The sequence below is a fragment of the Catenulispora yoronensis genome (assembly GCF_039531695.1).
GTDB lineage: Bacteria > Actinomycetota > Actinomycetes > Streptomycetales > Catenulisporaceae > Catenulispora > Catenulispora yoronensis.
The window spans coordinates 52,834-75,557 of the sequence record NZ_BAAAQN010000010.1; the positions used below are offsets into that span (position 1 = coordinate 52,834).

15 protein-coding genes are annotated in these 22,724 nt (G+C 72.9%); 7 read left to right on the forward strand and 8 right to left on the reverse strand.

What is annotated here, in order from left to right:
- Position 1 precedes the first annotated feature (1 nt).
- Positions 2–1,216, forward strand: coding sequence for a sigma 54-interacting transcriptional regulator (locus tag ABD481_RS11190; protein WP_425559142.1), 1,215 nt, complete (start codon positions 2–4; stop codon positions 1,214–1,216).
- Positions 1,217–1,260: 44 nt separating this feature from the next.
- A complete protein-coding gene (locus ABD481_RS11195) occupies positions 1,261–2,748 on the forward strand; it encodes a vWA domain-containing protein (RefSeq protein ID WP_344665518.1) in 1,488 nt (495 codons plus the stop codon).
- A 244-nt stretch (positions 2,749–2,992) separates the two neighbouring features.
- Here the strand turns inward: ABD481_RS11195 and ABD481_RS11200 are convergent, their stop codons facing one another.
- Positions 2,993–3,805, reverse strand: a complete 813-nt coding sequence (locus ABD481_RS11200; RefSeq protein ID WP_344665519.1) for a 3-oxoacyl-ACP reductase family protein — start codon at positions 3,803–3,805, stop codon at positions 2,993–2,995.
- A gap of 106 nt (positions 3,806–3,911) precedes the next feature.
- Here ABD481_RS11200 and ABD481_RS11205 point away from each other — a divergent pair, with 106 nt between their 5' ends.
- Complete coding sequence (locus ABD481_RS11205) at positions 3,912–5,408, forward strand: SLC13 family permease (RefSeq protein WP_344665520.1); 1,497 nt, start codon at positions 3,912–3,914, stop codon at positions 5,406–5,408.
- Between the two features lie 4 nt (positions 5,409–5,412).
- Here ABD481_RS11205 and ABD481_RS11210 read toward each other — a convergent pair whose 3' ends face one another.
- The 4 genes from ABD481_RS11210 to ABD481_RS11225 all read right to left on the reverse strand — a co-directional run bounded on the left by ABD481_RS11210 (position 5,413) and on the right by ABD481_RS11225 (position 10,840).
- On the reverse strand, positions 5,413–6,516 hold the full coding sequence (locus ABD481_RS11210) for an alpha/beta fold hydrolase (protein ID WP_344665521.1): 1,104 nt from the start codon (positions 6,514–6,516) through the stop codon (positions 5,413–5,415).
- A 146-nt stretch (positions 6,517–6,662) separates the two neighbouring features.
- Positions 6,663–9,476, reverse strand: a complete 2,814-nt coding sequence (locus ABD481_RS11215; protein WP_344665522.1) for a helix-turn-helix transcriptional regulator — start codon at positions 9,474–9,476, stop codon at positions 6,663–6,665.
- Positions 9,477–9,524: 48 nt separating this feature from the next.
- On the reverse strand, positions 9,525–10,238 hold the full coding sequence (locus tag ABD481_RS11220; RefSeq protein WP_344665523.1) for an AAA family ATPase: 714 nt from the start codon (positions 10,236–10,238) through the stop codon (positions 9,525–9,527).
- Positions 10,235–10,840, reverse strand: a complete 606-nt coding sequence (locus ABD481_RS11225; RefSeq protein WP_344665524.1) for a VOC family protein — start codon at positions 10,838–10,840, stop codon at positions 10,235–10,237. The genes ABD481_RS11220 and ABD481_RS11225 overlap by 4 nt, the downstream gene beginning before the upstream one ends.
- 260 nt (positions 10,841–11,100) lie before the next feature.
- Here ABD481_RS11225 and ABD481_RS11230 point away from each other — a divergent pair, with 260 nt between their 5' ends.
- Both ABD481_RS11230 and ABD481_RS11235 read left to right on the forward strand, forming a co-directional pair.
- Complete coding sequence (locus ABD481_RS11230) at positions 11,101–11,556, forward strand: hypothetical protein (protein WP_344665525.1); 456 nt, start codon at positions 11,101–11,103, stop codon at positions 11,554–11,556.
- 38 nt (positions 11,557–11,594) lie between these two features.
- Positions 11,595–12,017, forward strand: coding sequence for an Ohr family peroxiredoxin (locus ABD481_RS11235; protein WP_344665526.1), 423 nt, complete (start codon positions 11,595–11,597; stop codon positions 12,015–12,017).
- A gap of 92 nt (positions 12,018–12,109) precedes the next feature.
- Here ABD481_RS11235 and ABD481_RS11240 read toward each other — a convergent pair whose 3' ends face one another.
- The gene (locus ABD481_RS11240; RefSeq protein ID WP_344665527.1) at positions 12,110–13,777 is read right to left on the reverse strand and encodes a tannase/feruloyl esterase family alpha/beta hydrolase; all 1,668 of its coding nucleotides are present in this window, start codon (positions 13,775–13,777) and stop codon (positions 12,110–12,112) included.
- A 702-nt stretch (positions 13,778–14,479) separates the two neighbouring features.
- Here ABD481_RS11240 and ABD481_RS11245 point away from each other — a divergent pair.
- Positions 14,480–17,194, forward strand: a complete 2,715-nt coding sequence (locus ABD481_RS11245; protein WP_344665528.1) for an AAA family ATPase — start codon at positions 14,480–14,482, stop codon at positions 17,192–17,194.
- 130 nt (positions 17,195–17,324) lie between these two features.
- On the opposite strand, the gene ABD481_RS11250 is transcribed toward ABD481_RS11245, so the two are convergent.
- On the reverse strand, positions 17,325–20,357 hold the full coding sequence (locus ABD481_RS11250; protein ID WP_344665529.1) for a helix-turn-helix transcriptional regulator: 3,033 nt from the start codon (positions 20,355–20,357) through the stop codon (positions 17,325–17,327).
- A gap of 119 nt (positions 20,358–20,476) precedes the next feature.
- Between ABD481_RS11250 and ABD481_RS11255 the strand changes: the two genes are divergently transcribed.
- The gene (locus ABD481_RS11255) at positions 20,477–21,316 is read left to right on the forward strand and encodes an oxidoreductase (RefSeq protein ID WP_344665530.1); all 840 of its coding nucleotides are present in this window, start codon (positions 20,477–20,479) and stop codon (positions 21,314–21,316) included.
- Positions 21,317–21,393: 77 nt separating this feature from the next.
- Here ABD481_RS11255 and ABD481_RS11260 read toward each other — a convergent pair whose 3' ends face one another.
- Positions 21,394–22,653 carry a S53 family peptidase gene (locus ABD481_RS11260; protein WP_344665531.1) on the reverse strand — a complete coding sequence of 420 codons (1,260 nt, stop codon included), beginning with the start codon at positions 22,651–22,653 and terminating at the stop codon, positions 21,394–21,396.
- Positions 22,654–22,724 lie beyond the last annotated feature (71 nt).

Below are 22,724 nucleotides of genomic sequence, written 5' to 3' on the forward strand. Positions count from 1 at the left end.
CATGGCATTGATGACTGTTGACTCTCCAACCTCCGCCACCGAGCGCGATCAGCTGCTCGCCGCCGACCATCTCATTGCCCTGACGCGGGTCTCCGAGACCAGTCCCGGCACCGATCCCACCGTCCAGGCCCTGGCCCTGGCGACGGCCGCCAACCTGCCGGTCCTGCTGTGGGGGCAGCCGGGCATCGGGAAGTCCTCCACTCTCGTGCACTTGGCTCGGGGCCTGGACCTGCCGCTGGAGACGGTGATCGCGAGCGTCCACGACCCGTCCGACTTCGCCGGGCTGCCGATCATCGGCACCGACCCGGCGGCGCGCGGGGTGGCGATGGCGCCGCCGGACTGGGCTGTGCGGCTGCACCGCGCCGGACACGGATTGCTGTTCCTGGACGAGATCTCCTCCGCGCCGCCCGCCGTGCAGGCCGCGCTACTCCGCGTCGTGCTTGAACGGCATGTCGGGAGTCTCGCGCTGCCCGAGGGCGTCCGCATCGTCGCGGCCGCGAACCCGCCGGGCAGCGCCGCCGACGGATGGCAGTTGGCGGCGCCGCTGGCCAACCGGTTCGTGCACCTGGCGTGGGTCCACGATCCCGACGTCGTGGTCCGGGGCCTCGGCGGGACCTGGCCGCGCATCCCGTTGCCGCGCCTCGATCCCTCGCCGGAGCGGCTGGCCGCGTCGGTCGCGCGGGCCCGCGCCGGGGTCTGCGCGTTCCTGACCGTGCGGCCCGACTACACCCACCGCATGCCGAACACGCCCGCCGGGCGGGCCGGGGCCTGGCCGTCGCCGCGCACGTGGGAGATGGCGCTGCGGCTGCTCGCTTTCGGGTACGCGGCCGACGCCGACCTGGAGGCGGTCGCCATCGCGATCCGCGGCGCGGTCGGGGACGGCGCGGGGCTGGAGCTGATGGCGTTCCTGGAACGGCGGGACCTGCCCGATCCGGAGGCGGTGCTGGCCGATCCCGGCGGCGCCGAGCTGCCGGACCGCGGGGACCTGGTGCACGCGACGCTCGCCGCGGTCGTCGACGCGGTCGCTCGGGACACGACCAGGGAGCGGTGGGAGGCGGCGTGGTATCTGGTGGCGCGCTTGGCGGCGCGGGTGCCGGTCGACCTCCTCGCCGCTCCGGCCGGCCAGCTCGCCGCGCTGCGGCGGCCGGAGTGGGAGCTGTCTGAGCACATGGACGGTTTGGGGGCGCTCGAAGCGATGCTGGCGTTGAGCGAATGAGGGCGCCCATGAGTTCTCCGACGAGTTCTCCGATGAGTTCGCCGATGAGTAATCCGATGAAAGCCATCCCGACTCCGGCGGTGATGGCGGGCCGGAGCCGTCTCACGGCGCGACCGGTCTTCCCGATCACCGGCGCCACGTCGGGTACCGCTTCCGGCGGAACGATCGCGGTGCCGCGCATTCCGTCGCACCGCACCGTCGGCCCGGCGGGGCACAGGGCACCGGCGGCCGACGTCCTCGACACCCCGAAGCTGCTCGCCGCCCGCCACCTGGCCGTGACAGCGTGCCCCTACCTCGCCGTGGCGCTGCACGCCATGGCGATCGTGCCCACGTACGCGGTCCGCACGATGGCCGTCGACCGCTACTGGCGCTGCTACGTCAACCCGGGCTTCGTCAGCGAACGGCTGATCCGCGAACTGGCCGCCGTCTGGCTGCACGAGGTCTCTCACCTGGTCCGGGACCACCACGGCCGGGCCGACCGGCTGCGGGAGGCCAGCGTCCGGCACCAGGCCGCGGGCCGTCCGGGGACGGCGGCGCTCGACCCGGAGCAGCCCGCGCGGGAGCGGATCCGGCTGAACATCGCCATGGACCTGGAGATCAACGACGACCTGCTCAAAGACCTGACGGCCACCACCCCCGGACCCGGCACCCGACCCCGCCTGCCGGCCGGCGCCCTGACCCCGCAGACCCTCCGGATCCCCCAGCGCGACCTGTTCGAGGAGTACCTCCGCGACGTGACACCGAGCATCGTCGCCGACCACGAGTACCGCCTCGACTGCGGCTCCGGCGCCCACGACGCGTCAGCACCCTGGGAAGCCGACGGCGAGGGCGCCCACCCCCTGGGCAAGCACGAGGCCGAGGCGATCCGCATCAGCGTCCGCGACGCCCTCAACGCCGGCCGCGGCACCGCACCCAACGGCTGGAAACGCTGGGCCGAACGCCACGGCAAGGCCCCGCAGGACTGGCGCACCCTGCTCGGCGCCGCCTTCCGCACCAGCCTCGGCACCGCCGGCGGCGCGGGCGACTACACCTACCGCAGACCCAGCCGCCGCGGCCAAAGCCTGGGCAGCGGCCTGATCCTGCCGAGCCTCCTCCGCCGGCTACCGCACGTCGCGGTGGTCATCGACACCAGCGGCTCAGTCTCCGACGAAGACCTCGGCAGCGCCCTGACGGAGGTAGCGGCCATCACCCGCGCCACCGGCGTATCCGGCATGAACGTGTCGGTATACAGCTGCGACGCGGCAGTCCACACAGCCCAACGCGTCTGCCAGACCGAGGACATCGCCCTGGTGGGCGGCGGCGGCACCGACCTCCGCCTGGGCATCCGCCGCGCAGCGAGCCGCGCACCACGCCCGGACGTCGTAGTGGTGCTGACCGACGGCGACACCCCATGGCCCGAAACCGAACCGGGCTGCCGAGTGATCGCCGGCCTGTTCGGCTCCACGCGCCGGCAAAAGTACCGGTGGGACAGCGAGGGGAGGCTGATCGATCTACGGCCGCCGAGCTGGGTGGAGACGGTGGAGTTGGAGTAGGGGGGCGGCGGCGCGAAGAGTTCCACCAACTGCTGACCGCCGGGCGGTCGGCTGGTCGGCTGGCCTGAATAAGCCGACCAGCCGACCGGCCACCTGCCTGGCGCCGATCTCCTGAACGGTCGGCTTGCCCGCAAATGCCGACCGGCCGCCTGGCGCCGGGCCGACCAACTATGTGCTGACCGCCGGGCCGGGTCGGCTGGTTTGCAAATTGCCAACCGGCCGACCGGCCAGCGGTCACCCTTCCTCAAACCGTGTAGCCACCATCCACCGCGATCGCCGTCCCCGTGATGTAGCGCCCGCCGGGTCCCGCCAGGTAGGCGACTGCTTCCGCGATGTCGGTTGCTTCGCCGTAGCGGCCGAGGGCGGTCAGGCCGCGTTGGAAGTCGGCGCTGTCGCCGTCGGCGGGGTTCATGTCGGTGTCGATCGGGCCGGGGTCGACGATGGTGGCGGTGATGCCTCGGGGGCCGAGTTCGCGGGCCAGGCCCTTTGTGAGGCCGACCAGGGCGGATTTCGCGGTCGCCTGGAGTACGAAGTTCTCGCCCGGGACGCGGCCGTTGAAGCAGGAGCCGATGCTGATGATCCGGCCGCCGTCGGTCATGTGGCGGGCTGCTGCCTGCGTCGCGAGGAATATCGAGCGCACGTCGACGGCCAGGACGCGGTCCAGTTCCTCGATCGTCACCTCGGTCAGGGGGCCGTAGGTGAGGAAGCCCGCGTTGTTGACCAGGATGTCGATGCGGCCCAGGTCGCGGACGGTTTGTTCGACCGCGGCGGTCGCGGCTTCCGGGTGGGTCAGGTCGGCCTGGATCACCAATGCCCGGCCGCCCGCCGCCTCGATCTCGTCGGCCACGGCGCGCGCCTGCTTCTCGGAATGCACGTAGGTCAGCGCGACCGTCGCTCCCGCCGCGGCCAGTCGTGCCGCGACCGCCGCGCCGATTCCGCGGCTTCCGCCGGTCACCAGCGCCACTTTGCCGGTCAGCTCACCGGTCGGCTCAGTCCTCGGCTCACCGGTCAGCTCACCGGTCAGTTCACCTGTCGGTCCACTTGTCCGCACGCTCATCGCGATCCCTCCATCACCAGCTCGAACGCCTGCGTGATCGATGGTGCGACCCTGCCATTGACGTGAAGGTCAAGCGGCCCCCGCGCGCCTGGATACGATCATGCCTGTGACCGCACACGCCGCCCGCGAGGCAGTCTCCATCGCGCTGCTGTTCGGGGTGCTGATCTTCGCGGTGGTGCGCCCCCGGGGCTGGCCCGAGGCCGCGGCGGCGCTGCCGGCCGCCGGGATCGTGGTGGCGATCGGCGCGGTGACGCCGCATCAGGCCTGGTCCGAGATCACCGCGCTGGCCCCGACCGTCGCGTTCCTGGCGGCGGTGCTGGTGCTGGCGCAGCTGTGCGCCGACGAGGGCTTGTTCGCGGCGGCCGGTGCGGCGATGGCCCGGGCAGCGGCGACGGCGCGCGACGGCTCCGAGATCGGCGGTCCCCGACGCGCCCGACGCCTGCTGCTGGCGGTGTTCGTCGTCGCCGCGCTGACCACGGCGGTGCTGAGCCTGGACGCGACCGTGGTCCTGCTGACACCGGTGGTGCTCGCCACGACGGTCCGCGCCGGGGTGCGCGACCGGCCGCACGTCTACGCCTGCGCACACCTGTCGAACTCGGCCTCGCTGCTCCTGCCGGTGTCGAACCTGACGAACCTGCTCGCCTTCGCCGCCTCCGGCCTGACCTTCGGCCACTTCGCCGCACTGATGGCCGCCCCCTGGCTGCTGGCCATCGCCGTCGAGTACCTGCTGTTCCGCTGGTTCTTCGCGGACGACCTCGCGGCAGAGCCGGAGCCGGAGCCGAACACAAAAAACCAACCAGCCGCCGACCTCAACGCCGCGCCGGACCCCGACACCAACACCTCCTCCGACTCCAACACCGCGACCGACACCGGAACTGCCGCCGACCCTGAAGCCGCCGCCGCGTCCGCAACCTCCGCCGCGTCCGCAACCTCCGCCGACCCCGAAGCCGCCGCCGCGCCCGCAACCTCCGCCGACCCCAAAACCGAACCCACCCCCACCACCATCCCCCTCTTCACCCTCACCGTCGTCATCGCCACCCTCGCCGGCTTCGCCGTCACCTCCCTCGCCGGCCTCAACCCCGCCTGGGCCGCCCTCGCCGGCGTCCTCGTCCTCGGCGGCCGCGCGCTCGCCCAGCGCCGCACCACCCTCGCCGTCCTCGGCGGCGCCGCCTCCCCCTTCTTCTGCGCCTTCGTGCTCGCCCTCGGCGTCGTCGTCAAGGCCGCCACCGCCGGCGGCCTCGGCACCCATGTCCGCGACCTGCTCCCGCACGGTGCCTCGCTGCCGGCCCTGCTCGGCGCCGCGTTCCTGGCCGCCGCGCTGGCCAACGTCGTCAACAACCTCCCCGCCACGCTGGTCCTGCTCCCGGCCGCCGCGGTCGCCGGGCCGCCGCTGCTGCTGGCCGTCCTGCTCGGCGTGAACCTCGGGCCCAACCTCACCTACATCGGCTCGCTCGCCACCCTCCTGTGGCGCCGTGTCCTCGGCGCCCACGGCGAGCAGGTCAGCCTCGCCACCTACACGCGGCTCGGCCTGCTCGCCGTCCCCGCCACACTGCTGGTCGCGACCACCGCGCTCTGGGCCGCGATCCAGGTCATCGGCGTGTGAAGCCCTACATCCAGTCCGCGTCGACGACCGCCTGCGCGAAGGTGCTCGGCGCTTCCTGCGGCGTGTTGTGGCCGATGCCGGTCAGTACCCGGTGCTCGTACTTCCCGGTGAAGAACTTGCGGTACGCCGTGCCGTCCGTCGACGCCAGGAACGGGTCGCGGTCCGGGTCGATCGTGATCGTCGGCACGCCGATCGTCGGACGCGCCGCGAGCTTCGCCTCCAAGGCGTCGTAGCGGCGCTCGCCGTCGGCCAGCCCCAGCCGCCAGCGGTAGTTGTGGATCACGATGGCGGCGTAGTCGGGGTTGTCGAACGCGGCCGCGGTGCGGTTGTAGGTCGCGTCGTCGAACGCCCACGTGGGGGAGACGTCGTCCCACACCAGCCGGCACAGGTCGTTCCGGTTCTGCTTCGTCTGCATCGCCACCTTGCCGCGGTCGGTGGCGAAGTAGTACTGGTACCACCAGACCTGCTCGGCCTTCGGCGGCAGCGGTGTCTTCTGCGCCTCGACGTTGGTGATCAGGTAGCCGGAGACCGAGACCAGGGCCTTGACCCGCTCGGGCCACAGCGCCGCGACGATGTCGGCGGTGCGCGAGCCCCAGTCGAAGCCGGCGAGCACCGCCTGCCGGATCTTCAGCGCGTCCATCAGGGCGATGATGTCGACCGCGACCGCCGACTGCTGGCCGTTGCGGAACGTCGACCCGGACAGGAACGTGGTGCTGCCGTGGCCGCGCAGGTAGGGCACGATGACCCGGTAACCCGCGTCCGCCAGCAGCGGCGCGACGTCGACGAAGCTGTGGATGTCGTACGGCCACCCGTGCAGGCAGATGACGACCGGGCCGTGCTTGGGGCCGAGCTCGGCGTAGCCGACGTCGAGCACCCCGGCGCGCACCTGCTTGAGGGCCGGGAACGCGGTGTGGGTGCCCGGGGCGATCAGCGGGATCGCCGGCTTCACCGACGGCCGGTGCGGCCCGCCGCGCCCCGCTTCCGCAGCCGACGCTGAACTCACGGCCGAGGCCGAGGCCGAAGCCGTCCCCGCCCCGACCCCCACCGACACCGCGGTGGCCCCCACACCCATGCCCACCGCCTTGGTGAACGTACGCCTGTTGATCATGTCTGAACCTTTCCAAGAGCTCTGCTGGCGTAATCCACTGTCGTCCAGCGGGCCCGGACCCACATCAGTCACATGACGCCGAGACACTCAAGCCGCCCTCGCACCAGCACCGGCACCCTCACACCAGCACCCCCGCCCCGACCCCCTCACACCAGCACCCCCGCCCCGACCCCCACCCCGACCCCCACCGCCTCCTCGCTCCGACTCAACGCGTCCCGCAACGCCGCCCGCGTCGTGATGTTCAGCTTCGGAAAGATCCGATACAGATGCGAGCTCACCGTCCGCGGCGACAGATGCATCCGCGTCCCGATCTCCTTGTTCGTCAGCCCGCTCGCCGCCAGGTCCGCGATCCGCCGCTCCTGCCACGTCAGCGTCGCCAGGTGCAGCGTCGACGCCCGCGGCGCCGCGCCGGTGGCCCGCAGCTCGGACTGCGCCCGCTCGGTCCACCCGGCCGCCCCCAGCCGCTCGAACGCCTCCGCCGCCGGCAGCAGGTACTGCCGCGCCGCCGCCCGGCCCTCCACGTGCCGCACCCGCGTCCCGTGCGCCAGCCGGATCCGCGCCACCTCGAACGGGAACCGCGCCGCGTCCGGATGTGCCTCGACCAGTGCGAACATCTCCGCCGCCTCGCGCTCCGTCTCCGCCGTCATCGCCAGCGCCCCGTACGTCACCACCGCCAGCCGCGGCGAGATCGCGGGCAGCCCGGCGTCCAGCGCGGCCTGCGCGTGCCGCCGCGCCTCCTCCGCGCGCCCGGTGTGCAGCGCCGCCTCCACCAGGTCCAGCAGCATCCGCGGCGCCTGATGCGCGTACGGCTGGAAGGTCCCCGGCGCCGTGACCCCGATCGCGTACAGATACGCCGCCTCGTAGTCCCCGGCGCTCAACGCGGCGCTCGCCCCGGCGGCGTCAGCGGTCTGCGTCAGCAGCCCCAGGCCGCGCGGCCGGGCCCAGGCCTCGGTCTCGGCCTGGAGGTCCCGGGCCCGGGCGAGCTGCCCGCGCAGCGCCGCGACCTGCGCCAGGTAGGCGCGGCTTTGGGCGGCGAACAGCTCCAGCCCGTGCTCGACCGCGAGGCCCAGGACCCGCTCCCCGGTCTGCTCGGCGTCGGCCCACTCGCCGGCCGCCATCTGGTCGAGCATGATCAGGTGCAGCATCACCAGGCCGCTGGCGACGGCCCCGGTCTCCAGCTCGCGGTCCACGACCCGCTGGAGATGCGGCCGGTACTGGCTCAGCATGTCGAGGTGGTGCGCCGTGATCCCGAGCCGCGTGACGTCCCAGGGCTCCAGGTCCGGCAGCTTCGCGACGGCGTCGGCCACCGGCTCGGTGCGGCCCAGGCCGTGGCGGACCACGTCGCTCCAGACATCGCTGTAGAGCCTTGAGCCGTCGGTGACCAGGCCGCCCAGCGAGTCGAGCAGCTCCCGCGCGCGGTCCCAGGGTCCTTCCTCGCCCGCGAAGGAGCTGAGCCCGAGCAGCAAGTCGACCAAGCGGGCGACCACCTCGTCGGGCTCGGTCGCGCCGCTGTCCCGCACTTTCTCGACGGCGGCCGCGACCAGCCGGTGCGTGGAGCGGACGTCGCCGTCCTGATACAGCGCCTGGTAGGCGGCGGCCAGCACCGCGGCCGGGGACTCGGTGGTGCCGGACGCGAGATCGGCCAGCACCAGCCGGTGCGCCTGGCCCAGGCGGCCGGCGTTGCTGGCGATGAAGGCCGCGTCGGCCAGCCGCCGGGACCGGTCGGCGTGGTGCTCGCTGAGCTCGGCGGCCCGGGTCAGCCACGCCACCGCGGCCAGCGCGCCGCCGCGCCGCGTCGCCGACTCGGCCGCGGCCTCCAGCACGTCGGCGACCTCCTCGTCGGGGTCGACGGCGGCCGCCGCCAGATGCGTCGCGCGGCGCTCCAGGTGCTCCCGGTGCACCCGGGCCAGCTCCTGGTGCGCGGCCCGGCGCTGGTTCGGCGTGGCCAGCTGCACGATCGTGGAGCGCACCAGCGGATGCCGGAACGCGAACCCGCCGTCGGCCGGATCGATGTCCAGCAGCCCGGCGGCCACCGCCTCGTCGGCGTCCCGCATCCGGTAGCGCGCCCCGGGGGCGGCCCCGTCGTCGGGCCGCGCGCCGGCCCCGTCCAGCGCGCCCTTGAGCAGCTCGGCGCGGACCGGGTCGCTCAGGGCCTGGATCCGGGCGCCGTAGAGGTGCTGGAGCCGTCGCGGCAGCGGGACGCCGGGTTGTCCGGTGTGCTGCCCGAACGGGTCGTCGAGGAGCTCGCCGGACCGCCCGGCGAACTGCGCCGGCAGCTCCAGCAGCGCCAGCGGATTGCCCTGGGCCTGCTCCAGCACCACGCGCCGGACGGCGCGCGGCAGTTCCGGGTGGCGGCGGTCCAGCAGGACGCCGGCATCCGCCTCGGACAGCGCGGCGACCGGCAGCTCCGCCCACGCCGCGGTGTCGAACCGCGAGGGGACGTCGGAGCGCGCCGCCGCCAGCAGCTTCACCGGGCTGCCCGCCAGCCGGCGGCCGACGAAGCCGCAGACGTCGGCGCTGGCGTCGTCCAGCCATTGCGCGTCGTCCAGCGCGAGCAGCAGCGGCTGCCGCGCGGCGGCCCGGGACAGCAGGTTCAGCACCGCGATGCCCAGCGTCATCACCGAGGCCGGGCCGCCGGGCTCGGCGCCGGCCCCGCCGAACACGGCGTCGAACACCGCGCGGGTGCCGGCGTCGAGCTGGGCCAGGTCGCCGAGCAGCGGATAGAGGACCTGGTGCAGGCCGGCGTAGGCCAGGCCGGCCTCGGCCTCGACCCCGGCGGCACGCACCACCCGATGCCCGTCGCGCTCGGCCCGCGCCGCGGTGTCGTGCAGGAGCGCGCTCTTGCCCACCCCGGTCTCGCCGCGCAGGATCAGGGCGTGGCCGGCGGCGGCCGCCACGAACGCTGCGAGCTCCGCGCGCTCCCGGTCCCGGCCCACCAACGTCGTGTTCATGCTCTCCATGCCGCCTGCTTCTTCCTTCTACCTGCTTCTGACTGCTTTTGACTGCTTCTACCTGTGATCACGGTGCAGTTCGAGGAGCGCCAGCGGGTTGCCGCGGGACTCGGCGACGATCCGGTCCAGCACCCCGGGATCCACCGGCCCGGCCAGCACCGAGGCCAGCAGCTTCCGCGCCGGTTCGTCGGCCAGGCCCTCGACCCGCAGCTCCGGAAGCCCGGCCAGCAGCCGGTCGTTGGCCGGCGCCAGGGCCGAGGCGGTGGTGTTCACGGCGAAGACCAGGGCCACCGCCTCGGCGTCCAGCCGCCGGGCGACGAACGCGAGGATCGCCGCCGACATCCCGTCCAGCCACTGCACGTCGTCCACGACGCAGACCAGCGGCTCCTCGACCGCGGCCTCGGCGAACAGGTCCAGCACGGCCAGCCCGACCAGCAGATGGCCCGCGGACCCGTCGCCCATCCCCAGCGCCGTGCCCAGGGCCTCCTGCTGGGCCGGCGTGAGCCGGCCGAAACGGTGCATCAGCGGTGCGCACAGCTCGTGCAGATTCGAGTAGGCGATCTCCGACCCGGTCTCCACTCCCGCGGTGCGCACGACCCGCCCGGCCCGCCCGGCCCGCTCGGCCAGGTGCGCCAGCAACGTGGTCTTGCCGACGCCGGACTCCCCGCGCAGCACCAGGGCGCGGCTGCGGCCGTCGCGCAGCTCCAGCAGCAGGCGGTCCAGGACTTCCAGCTCGCGGGCCCGGCCGTGCAGCCCGGCGTCCGCCCTCAAGCGCCCAGCCCAGCCGCGCGGGCCATGTGGGCGGCGTACCAGGAGGGCCAGTCCTCGTCGTGGTGGCCGAGTTCGCGCTCGTACTCGCCGTGCGCTACCGCCGCCTCGCGCAGCGCCTGCTCCAGTTCGGCTGCCGAGCGGTAGACGACGTGGCTGATCCGCCCCGGACGCCGGGCGGTGATCTCCTGGAGCACGAAGGTGTTGCCGTCCGGGTCGGCGAACGACGCGAACGACCCGTACGACTGCCGCGCCGGATGCGGCCCCGGAACGCGCTCGGCGGTGCCGGCGTGGTGGAAGACGCCGCCGGCGTCGTGGAACACCTCGCTCACCGCCACGCCGGCCGCGACCAGCTCGGCCCGGGCCGCGACGACGTCGTCCACGACCAGGTGCACGCCGCGCTCCGAGCCCGGGGCGGCGTCGGTGACACCGCTGCCGATGATCACCGACGCCGCCGACCCCGGCGGGGTGAGATGGACGACGCGGAACCCGCCGGGGCCCGTGTAGTCGACGTCCTCGCGGAAGCCGATCCGCTTGTAGAAGTCCTTGGACCGGTCCACGTCCGAGACCGGCAGGACCACGACCTCGATCTTGAAGTCCACCATCGTCAGCTCCTTAGCCCGTTCGCGCTGGGGGCCGGCACTCGCCGGCCACCATCACCATCCCCCGGGACCCGGGCCCGTCGCCCCAGGGGCGAACCCTGGCCGGTACCCGGGCCCCGGGTCCCGGGCCCGGCACCCCGGGGCCCCGGGCGGGCGCGACCAGGGTCGGCCACCGGCTCGGCGCGCCCGCCCCCGGGGCGAGTCTTGGAGCAGTTGGAGCAGCACGAAGGAAACCGACAGACCGAGCACGAGGAGCGATCCCGATGGCGACCATCCACTTCAGCGAGCAGACGACGGTGACCCCCGAGCAGTTCGTGGCGAGCCTGACCGACTTCGGCCCGGGCCGGCAGGAGCTGTTCAAGAACAGCTCCGACGACTACCTCAAGGTCCACTCCTCCGACGCCACCCACGCCGACGTCACCGAGGGTTCCGGCGGCATCTGGGAGCGGCTGGAGTACGACTGGTCGGACCCGCGCCGCGTGGTGATGAAGACCGTCGACTCCAACATCTGGGGCGGCGCCTCCGGCCACACCTACACCTTCACGCCGCTGCCGGACGGCAAGACCCAGCTCGACGTCGTGGTGGTCCGCGAGGGCAAGAACGTCAAGGGCCGCGTCACCGGCCTGCTGCTGGGCAGCGTCGGCAAGGGCGTCCTGGAGAAGGCCCTGAAGCAGACCATCCAGGTCGTCGAGAGCCGGAACCAGCTGGTGCGTCCATAGCCGGAACCTCCGCCACCCCGACGAAAGAGAACCCCACCATGGCCGCCCGCTACACCGCCACCGTCGAAGTCTGGGGCGAAGGCCGCAACGGGGGCGTGGCCCGCGCGATGGACGGCATGCTCGAACATCGCGTGGCCGTCCCGAAGGAGCTCGGCGGCACCGGCGGCGCCACCAACCCCGAACAACTCTTCGCGGCAGCGTGGGGCGCCTGTTTCCTCGGCGCCCTGCGCACCGCCGCCGCCCGCCGCCACATCCGCCCCGCCGGCGCCGAGATCACCGTCGAGGTGACGCTCAGCGTCACCGGCGACGAGTTCGCGCTGTCCGCGATCCTGACGCCCCGCTTCGCCGGAGTGGATCAGCAGACCGCTGAGGAACTCGCCGCGGAGGCCCACCGGATCTGCCCGTATTCGAAGGCCACGAGCGGCAACATCTCGGTCGTCGTCAATCCGGGAACCATGTAGACGGAGACGGCTGGACAAAGGACTGGAGCCCTGGCGAATCGCCAGGGCTCCAGTCCTTTGGTTCTGTCTACGCGGTCCTCAGGCTCCAGGACTCAGGACTTCGACCACTGCGACGGGCTCACGCACCGGAAGCTGCCGGCCTTGGCCGGGTCGCCACCGGTGTAGTGCGACACCATCGGGTACCGGCACAGGTCCCGCTGCACGTTCTTCTGGTCGGCCGTGGTCAGCGTCGCGTGCAGCACCGCCGGCGCCTTGCCCTGCTCGACCCACGCGGTCAGCGCCGACAGGTCGTCCACCGTGGAACCGCCGACCAGACCGCAGTGCGCGGTCCCCGGCGCCAGGAACACCCGGTAGAAGTCGTCGACCTTCTTCGACCCGCCCATCCGGGCCTCGACGCGCTGCCGGTAGTCGATCGTCCCCGCCGTCGGGATCAGCTGGTCGGAGTCGCCGTGCCAGGTGATCAGCTTCCCGCCGGCGTTGCGGAACGCGCTCAGGTCGGCGTCGCGCGTGCCGATCTCGGCGTCGAACTTCGCGCGCGCCTGCTGGAAGATCCGGTCGTACTGCGCGTAGGTCAGGTTCGCGGTGTTGAACGCCGGATCCTGCTTCACGAAGGTCGACACCCACACCGACGGCACGAAGAACGGCGAGCCCACCGTGCCGCCGTTCCCGTCCGGCTGCGACGCCGCCAGGTAGTTGAACGTCGCGCCGACCGGCAGCCCGTACCAGAGCCGCTTCCCGTTCGTGTCGCGCGGACCGTCCCAGATCTTGCGCACCACCGCGGCGTCGGCGGCGGTGATCGTGACCTGCTTGCCGTCGCACACCACTGTGGTGCCGACCAGCCGGCGCGGGTCGAAATCGCACTTGCCCGGGTCGCTGATCAACCCGTCGACGAGCCCGTCGAGCTTGTCGCAGGACTTGATCGCCGCGGCGTTGAACGCGTCGAACTCGCACGCGGTCGGGTAGGTCTTGGCCTCGTTCATCACCACCTGCGGCCACAGCGTGGCCACCTCGAACTGGTCCCAGTTGATGCCCGGCGCGTCGGCGTTGATGCCGTCGAAGTCCGTCGGGTACTGCTGAGCCTCCATGTATCCCTGTCGGCCGCCGGTGGAGCAGCCGTTGAAGTACGAGTACGACGCCGCGTGCCGGTACCCGGTCGCGATGACCTGCTTGGCGACGACCGACATCTCATGCACCGACCGGGAGGAGAAGTTCTCCAGCAGCGTCTGGTTCAGCGATCCGTCGGCCTTCAGCGCCCACGAGACGTCCAGCCCGTTGCTCACCCCGGCATCCGTGGTCGCCACCGCGTATCCGGCCTTGACCTGAGTCGCCACCGCGCCCAGATCCCCGGCCTGATACGCCGCCCCGCCCACCGCCAGGAACCGGCCGTTCCATCCCGCGTCGGGCAGCCACACCTGCACCTTCGCGTGATCGCCGCCGCCGGGGTGCGTCAGTCCGACCGTCACCTCGCAGTGTGCCGGAACGTCCGGCACCGTGTACCCGCCTAGCGGCGCCGGTCCCGGCACCAGATACGGACCGGCCGCCACCTGCGCCGTGGACACCGACTCCACAACCGCGCCATCAGGAGCCGACACCTTGAAGGACGTACAGCTGAGGCTGCTCCCGCTGTTCCCGCCCTTCTGCGCCTGGCTCTGAGCCGGGCCGTTCACCGTATGAAAGGTGTCCGCCGAAGCGCTCACCGGAAGGTAGGCGGCGGCCGCGACCGGCACGGCGGCCGCGACTGTCATAAGCCGTCGTTTCATGACTCTCCTCAGAAGATTGCGGATGCGCGCCGAACCAGGCGAGCTGACTTCACTGTGGCCAGCTCGCCCTCGGCGGCACATCAGTCACGTGACGCGCAGTCGGCCTGCGGCCTGCGGCATCCGCGACGGGGACGGGTGGGGATGACTGAATGTGCTGTGATCAACCAGGCCGCAACGGCTCGAAGCGCAATCCGCCTCGCGACTCCGTCACCGACGCCGAGTGCCGATGCCTTCGCCAGCCCCGGCATCTGGTGTCCACACCGATTCGCCACGGAGCCACGGACTCGTCGCGTACGTCGAAAACGGCCGCCAGGCTCACTTTCCGCCGGAACCCGGCTCCGCACTTCGTGCAGGTGTCATGGGCCGTGGCGAACTCGTATGTCTGCCTCGTGAGCCACAAGTCGATCTCGGTCGGGGCGGACTCGCCGCCAGGATTCAGCTCCGTCTTCGTGGAGCGGGAAGACCCGTAGAACATCGCGCAGTACGCCTCAATGAACATCCATTCCATGCCGCTACGGTCTCCCGCGACCGCGAGGCCCCGAACCCGTGGCGAACACTGGCCGGGCCGGCCCCGTGCCGCCCCAGTGCCGCTCCAGTGCCGCCGGTGTCGACCTCCACCACCGCGTTGAGGTCAAAAGGCGCTGTTCCCCGCTCTGTGTAAGACTTCCCCCGGGGTTACGGAACCGGTTCCGGGAGATCAAGATGCTGTTCGGGCGCCGCGCGGAGTGCGCGAGGCTGGATGCGTTACTGAAGTCGATGCGCGAGGGGCGCAGCGACGTCCTTGTGCTGCTCGGCGAAGCCGGCGTCGGCAAGTCCGCGCTGCTCGACCACGCCCTGCAGTCCGCTTCGGACGTGCAGGTCCTGCGCGTCTCCGGCGTGGAATCGGAGATGGAGCTGCCCTACGCGGCGCTCAGCCAGCTCGGCCTGCCGCTGCTCGACGGCATCGACCGCCTCCCCGGTCCGCAGGCCGAGGCGCTGGCGACGACCTTCGGCCTCAAGGGCGGCGAGCCCCCGGGCCCGTTCCTGGTCGGCCTCGGCATGCTGAACCTGCTCGCCGAAGCCGCCCGCGACCGCCCCCTGCTCTGCGTCGTCGACGACGCGCACTGGCTCGACGACGCCTCGGCCCAGGTCGTCGCCTTCGTCGCCCGGCGCCTGCGCGCCGAGTCGGTGCTCATGCTGATCGCCACCCGCGAGCCCGTCCCCAGCATGCGCGGCCTGACCGGGCTGACGGTCCTGGGCCTCGGCCCGGAAGCCGCGCAGCAGCTGCTGAACTCGGTCGTCCGCTGGCCGCTCGACGACGGCGTGCGCGCCGCGCTGCTGGCCGAGGCGCGCGGCAATCCGCTGGCGCTGCTCGAACTCCCCCTCGCCTCGCCCGACCGCCTGGCCGGCGGTTTCGGCCTGCTCGAAGCGACCGCGCTGAGCGGACGGATCGAGGAGAGCTTCCGCCGCCGGATCGCCGAGCTGCCCGCCGATTCCCAGGAACTGTTGCTCCTCGCCGCCGCCGACTCGGCCGGTGATCCGGTCCTGATCTGGCGGGCCGCGGCCGCGCTCGGGCTCAGCCCCGAAGCCGGCGGCGCGGCCGAGGAAGCCGACTTGTTGAGCGTCGGCGTGCGCATAGCGTTCCGTCACCCCCTGGTCCGCTCGGCCGTCTATCGGCCCGCCGCGCCCGAGTCCCGGCGCCGGGTCCATCAAGCGCTGGCCGACGCGACCTGCGCGCAGACCGACCCGGACCGCCGCGCGTGGCATCTCGCCCACGCCACCGAAGGCCGGGACGACCACGTCGCCGCCGAACTCGAATCCTCGGCCGGACGCGCTCAGGCGCGAGGCGGTCTCGCGGCGGCGGCCGCCTTCCTGGAGCGCGCCGCCACGCTGACCGCGGATCCCGAGCTGCGCGCCGAACGCGAACTCGGCGCGGCGCGCAACAAGGTCCACGCCGGCGCCCCCGACGGGGCCCGGGTCCTGCTCGACAGGGTGGCGTCCGGGCCGGCCGACGAACTGCGCTCGGCCCACGTCGGCCAGCTGCGCGGCCATCTCGCGTTCGCCACCGGAGACGTCGCCGCGGCCCCGGTGATCCTGCTGGAGACGGCGCGGCGGTTCGAGCGGCTCGATCCGACGCTGTCCCGCGAGACGTTCCTCGACGCCATCACCTTCGCCCTGACGGCCGGCCGGTTCGCCGACCGCGCCACCGTCACCGAAGTCGCGGCCGCGGCGATGTCCGCGCCCGCGCCGAGCCGTACGCCGCGCGCTCAGGATCTGCTGCTGGACGCGTTCGCCGTCCTCTACACCGAAGGCCACGCCAAGGGCACGCCGCTGGTCCGTGCGGCGCTGGACGCCTTCCGCCGCGACGAACTCCCGGCCGCCGAAGCGCCGCGCTGGCTGGCCATCGCGGGCCACGGCAGCTACGAGATCTGGGACGACGCGGCCTGGGAGGCGATTGCCGAGCTGAACCTGCGCCACAGCCGGGACAGCGGCGCGTTGGTCATGCTGCCGGTCGCGCTGACTCAGCGGATCGCCGCGCATCTGCATGCCGGGCAGTTCAAGGCCGCCGCGGCGCTGCTGGAGGAATCGGAGGCGGTCGCGGAGGCCACCGGGATCGCGCGCCCCAACTACGACGCGGCGTCGGTGGCGGCTTGGCAGGGCGACCAGGCCCGGGCCACCGAACTGCTGCGCGCGGTGGAGACCACGGCGGCCGAGCGGAGCGAGGGCATCGGGTTCACGCTGGTCCACTACACGAACGCGGTGCTGCAGAACGGTTTGGGCCGGTTCGTCGAGGCCCGCAACGCCGCCGCGCTGGCCACCGCGAACAACCCGGAGACCGCGTTCGCGGCCTGGGCGCTGACCGAACTGGCCGAGGCGGCGGCGCGCAGCGGCGACAGCGCGCAGGCGCTGCAAGCCGTCGAGCGGCTGGCGCTGACCACGGCGCCCAGCATGACGGAGTGGGGCCTGGGCATCGAGGCGCGATCGCGGGCCCTGATCAGCAGCGGGGCGACGGCCGACGGGCTCTACCGGGAGGCGATCGAGCGGCTCGGCCGCAGCCGCGGCGCGGTCGCGCTGGCGCGGGCGCACCTCGTCTACGGCGAGTGGCTGCGGCGCGAGGACCGCGATCTGGAGGCGCGCGGGCAGCTCAGCAAGGCGCACGACCTGTTCCTGGAGATCGGGGCCGAGGCCTTCGCCGAGCGGACGCGGTTGGAGCTCGCCGCGTGCGGGGTGGCGGTGGCCCAGCCGGCCGCCGAGCGGGCCGTCGAGCTGACCGGGCAGGAGCGGCAGATCGCGCGGCGGGCCCGGGACGGGCGGTCGAACGCGGAGATCGGGGCGGAGCTGTTCCTGAGTGCGCGGACGGTGGAATGGCATCTGCGCAAGGTGTTCGTGAAGCTGGGGATCAGCTCGCGGCGGGAGTTGCGGACGGCGCTGGCTTAGGGGCGGATGGCTGGGGTTGGCGTAGGGCAGACCGCCGGAGCTCGCACAAGGCGACCGTCGGCGTTGGCACAGGGGCGGACCTGACCGGCGCTGTCTCGGGCTGTCGGTCGGGGTGACTTGATCAGGACTTTTAGGCTGCGGCGGTGGGGTCGTCGTTGGCCGAACCGTGGTCGGCCGAATCATCATCGGGGAGCGCGCCGTCGAGTTCGCGGCGTGAGGATATGCCGAGCTTGGTGAAGATCTTCCGCAGGTGCCACTCGACAGTACGAGGGCTGAGAAACAGCTGCGCCCCGATCTCCGCATTGGAGTCACCGGCCACCGCCAGCCTGGCGATCTGATTCTCTTGCGGGGTCAGAACCGGGGCGCCGACAGTGCGCTTGCGGACGGTCTCGCCGGTGGCCAGCTGTTCGCGGTGAGCGCGTTCGGCGAAGCCCTCCAAGCCCATTGCCGTAAAGGCTTCGTGCGCCGTCCGGAGCTCCGTGCGGGCCTGTGCGCGGCGGTTCTGGCGGCGGAGCCATTCGCCGAGAAGCAGGCGGGCGCGGGCCTCGAAGGTGCCGAGTCCGGCCCGGCCGAAGTGCTCGATCGCTTCGCGGTAGCGGGACTCGGTCCGGGCCGCTGTCTGCCCGGGCTCTCCGGCGACGGCGACGGCGACGGCGACGGCGAGCGCGTGGGCGCCGAGGGCCCAGGGTGTTCCGGCCCGGCTCCACGCCGCCAACTGCTCGCGCGCCTGCCCGGCCGCGTCCGGCGCGCCGGACCGGGCTGCCGCCTCGACCAGCTCGGTGAGGGTCCAATGATGCACGGACATGTTCTGGAACGCGATGCCGCGGAGCGCGGCCTCCATCGCCAGCGGGTAGTTGCCCAGACCGTTGTAGAGGACCGCGCGGGCGTACTCGGCGGCGCCGATCAGGCGGCCCAGGTCGCGCTGCCGGCCGTCGTCCTCCAGCGCCTCGATCAGCGCCAGCGCCGCCTGCTCCCGGCCCCGGTACGCCTCCAGCATGGTCGCGGCGACGATGTGCGAGTTCTGCCCGGTGATCTCCCCGGCCGCCTCGGCCTCGGCGGCGAACCGCCACGCCTCGGCGAACCGTCCCGAGTGCCCGAGCGCGACCGCGCGGTTCGTCAGCGCGGTCGGCAGCACCGACAACTGCCCGCTGGCGTCCGCGAACCGGATGGCGCGCTCGGTGATGTCCAGCCACATCCCGACGTCGCCCAGCACCACGGCGGCGTTGATGACCGACCACAGCAGCCCGGGGACGTCCTCGTCGGAGAAGGCGTGCACGGCCTGGCGCAGCAGGGGGACCGCGTCGTCGAAGCCGTCGGTAGCCCAAGCGGTGAAGGCGCGCAGCAGGATCCCCGCCACTTCCTCACCGGGCGGCAGATCGGCGGCGGCCTCGGCGACCCGTCGCAGCTCACCGCCATCGAGACGCCCGGCCCAGATCCCCGCACCGAGCGCCGCGAGATGCGTCTCGCGAGCGGCCACCGGATCCAGCCGCGCCAGCCGGCCGGTCGCGGCGAGCAGCGGCTCGACGGCGCCGGCACCGGGGTTGAGGAGGTAGGACGCCTTGGCCCGCAGGCGCGCCGCCTCGGCCTGTTGCGCAGGGTCCATCGCCCCGAGCTCGGCAGCGTTGAGCAGATCGGGCACGCGCGTGGGAGTCCCGGCGTCGAGCAGCGCGCGAGCGGCCGTTATGGCGCGGCGGGTGCGGTTCGCGGGGTCGGGTGTGAGGGCGACGGCGCGTTCGAGGAAGACGGCGGCTGCGGGGCGGCCGGGGCGCCAGGGGGGTGGGGTGGGTTTTGGAGTTGGGCCTGGGCCTGTAGCCGGGGTCGGACTTGTTTCTTCAGTCGTCGCTTCATCCGGCCTCGGATCGGCGGGCTGGATTCCGCGGGCCAGCGCTCGATACGCCGCGCTCTCCAGTGCCGCCGCTGCCACCTCGTCGGGCCCGGCGGCGGCGTGCGCGAGGTGCCAGGCATGCCGCTCCGAGTAGACGTCGGCGTCGATGGCCTCGCCGATCGCCCGGTGCACCGCGCGCATCGTCGCCGCGTCCGCGCCCCGCCACACTGCTCGCCGGATCAGCGCGTGCCGGAAGCGCACCGGCTCCTCGGATTCGAGCAGCCCGGCCTTCTCGGCGGGAGCTGCGGCGTCCTCGCCGATGCCGAGGACTCGTGCGGCGTCCAGCAGCAACGGCTGTTGCCCCGTCGACTCGACGGCGATGAGGACCAGCAGCGTGCGAGTGTCCGTCGGCAGCCCCTCCAGCTGTCGAGCGAACTCCTCCTCCATCCGCGACACTGTTCCGCCGCCGCCGCCGGTGCCGCCGGTCGCCAGGCCGCCGAACCCGAACGCCAGCTCCGTCGCCGACAGTTCGCGCGGCAGATCGAGCAGGGCGAACGGGTTCCCGCCGGCCTCCGCGACGATGCGGTTCCGCACCCGGGGTCCGATCGGCGCCGCCAGGACCGCGTCGAGCAGCGTCCAGGCGTCTTCGTCCGCGAGCCCGCTCACTTCCAGCGACGGCAGGCCGAGCAGCGCGTCGCCGCAGTGGTCTTCGGCGAACACCAGCCCGACGGCGACTGGCAAGCGCTCCAGCCGTTGCCCTACGACCGCCAACAACCGCCGCGAGGGCTCGTCCAGCCAGTGCGCGTCGTCGATCAAACAGAGCAGCGGCGCGTCGGCCGTCGCGGCGGTCAGCAAGCCGACCAGCGCGTTCGCGAGCGCGCCCGGCTCGGGCTCCGCGCCTGCCCGCAGCCCGAACGCCACGCTCAACGCGTTCTGCTGCGGTGCCGGGAGCCGATCGAGGTGGGGTACCAGCGGATCGCACAATCGCTGCAAGGCCGAGTAGGCGAACTGCGCCTCGGATTCGACGCCGCCTGCGCGGATCACCTGCGGTTGCTGCTTGGCGCGCGTCCGCAGCTCGGTCCCGGCTGCGGTCCCGGTCCCGGTCCTGGTCCAGGTCCCGGTCCTAGCTCCGGACTCGGCTCCGGCCCCAGACCCGGCCCCGACCTCAGCCCCGGCCCGTACCGCCAACTGACTCAACAACGCCGTCTTGCCGATGCCCGCCTCGCCCCGCAGCACCAGCGCCCGACCGCGTCCGGCGCACACCGCGCGCAACAGGCCGTCCAGGGCCTCGAGCTCCCGCTGCCGTCCCAGCAACTGCTGCTTCGCTTCGTGAGCCACCAAACCATCGTATGAACCGGCTCGCCCCACGTATCTCGGTCATATGACTGCTGCGCGATCCGCCTGCCCGCGCGACAGTGGTGGAGGAGGATCTCCAGCAGTCGGCGAAAGGAATTGTCATGTCCCGGACATGGTTGATCACCGGTGCGAGCCGGGGCTTCGGGCGCAGCCTGGCGGAAGCGGTGCTGGCGCACGGGGACCGGCTGGTGGCCACCGCCCGCCGGCCGGAGCAGCTGCGGGACCTGGTGGCGGCGTACGGCGAGCAGGTCCGCACCGCCGCCCTGGACGTGACCGACGCCGACGCCGCCCGCGCCGCCGTCCAGACCGCGGTCGACGCCTTCGGCCGCCTCGACGTGGTCGTGAACAACGCCGGCTACGCCAACAGCGCCCCCATCGAGGAGATGGCCGAGGCCGACTTCCGCACCCAGTTCGAAGCCAACTTCTTCGGCGTCTACAACGTGACCCGCGCCGCCCTCCCCGTCCTGCGCCGCCAACGCTCGGGCACCTTCGTCCAGTTCAGCTCGATCGGCGGCCGCGTCGGCGGCACCCCCGGCATGGGCTCCTACCAGGCCGCGAAGCACGCCGTCGAGGGCTTCTCCGAAGTCCTGGCCACCGAAGTCGCCTCCTTCGGCCTCAAAGTCGTCATCGTCGAGCCCGGCGGCTTCCGCACCGACTGGCAGGGCCCGTCGATGACCCTCCACCCCGTCGGCGAGGACTACGAAGCAACCGTCGGCATCATGAACCGCGCCCGCGCCGACACCGACGGCACCCAACCCGGCGACCCGTCCCGCGGCTCCCAGGTCATCATCGACACCGTGACCCGCCCCGACCCGCCCCGCCGCCTGCTCCTCGGCGCCCAGGCCGTGACCATGGCCATCGAGTCGGGCGAGGCCCGCTTGGCGGAGGCGCGCAAGTGGGCCGAGACGAGCGCGGCGGCGGATTTCCCGGCGGGGGAGTGAGGGCATACCGACGCACGAAAAGGCGGAGCCGGACCGCGAAGGGTCCGGCTCCGACGTGCTTTACGTATCGGCGTGCCTCACCCCGTGAAAGCCGCCAGCCCGTTCGGCGTCCCCAGCCCCGTCGGCCCGTCGTACCCGGCCTTCGCAGCGCACAGATACGCGGGCGTGCAGCTCGCCGTGGCGCCCGTCGTCACGTCGTTCAGGGCGGAGGCGTGGCTGTACAGGTTCGCCGCCGGGATGCTCGCGACCGGGGTGCCGGCGTCGGCGTAGACGGCGGCGATCAGGGGGGCGGCCACGGAGGTGCCGCCGTAGACGGCCCAGCCGGAGGCGCCGTAGGTCTGGTAGACCGCGACGCCGGTGGCCGGGTCGGCGACCGCTGAGACGTCGGCGACGGTGCGCTTCGCGCAGCCGGTGTCGGTCTGCCAGCTCGGCTTGGCGTCGTAGGCCGAGCAGCCGGAGCCCGCGCCCTCGCTGGCGCTGGTGGACCAGACCGACTCGCTCCAGCCTCGGGTGGAGCCGTCCTTCTTCAGCGCGGTGCCGCCGACCGAGGTCACGTACTTCGAGGCCGCCGGGTACTCCACGCCGTAGCCGCTGTCGCCGGAGGAGACGGTGATGGCCACGCCCGGGTGGTTGAAGTACGAGCTGTCGTAGCCGGTGTCGGCGCTGGACTCGCCGCCGCCGTAGCTGTTCGAGACGAACTTCGCGCCCAGGCTGACGGCGGTGTTGACCGCGGTGCCCAGGTTGGTCATCGAGGCCGTGGTGGCCTCGACCAGGATGATGTGGGCGTTCGGCGCGATCGCCGAGACCATGTCCAGGTCCAGCGAGATCTCGCCGGCCCAGCCGGTGTTGCCCTTGGGCAGCTTGCTGCCGCCCTTCTGGTTGACCTGCTTGAAGCAGCCGGAGGCCGAGGTGCACGCCGGCAGCCCGTACTGGGCGCGGTAGATGTTCATGTCGGCTTCGGCGTTCGGGTCGTTGTAGGCGTCGACGATCGCCACCGTCTGCCCGGCGCCGCCGTTGGCCGGCAGGTTGTAGGCCGAGCGCAGGTCGGCCGGGCCGAAGCCGGAGGGCGTGGCGTTCGGCGTGACGCCCAGCGCCCGGATGTGCTCGGGCGCGTTGGTGACGCGCAGCGCGTGGCAGGCCGCCAGCCCCGGGGCGGGGGTGTCGCAGGCCCGGGACCAGGTCGTGGTCCCGGAGTGCCCGGTGGTGGTGGCCGCGGCCGCCGCACCGCCGGCGGCGTTCGCGCTGGTGGCCACGGCGGCGCCGGACACGCCGAGCACGACGGCGCCGGCCAGGGATATCGCGGCGCGGCGCCCGGTGGGGCGCAGGAAGGATCGCAAGGTACTGCCTCCTGATCGAGGGGGTGGGGGTTACCGCGCGGCACGGGGGACCGCCCCGGGGCGTGGTGGGC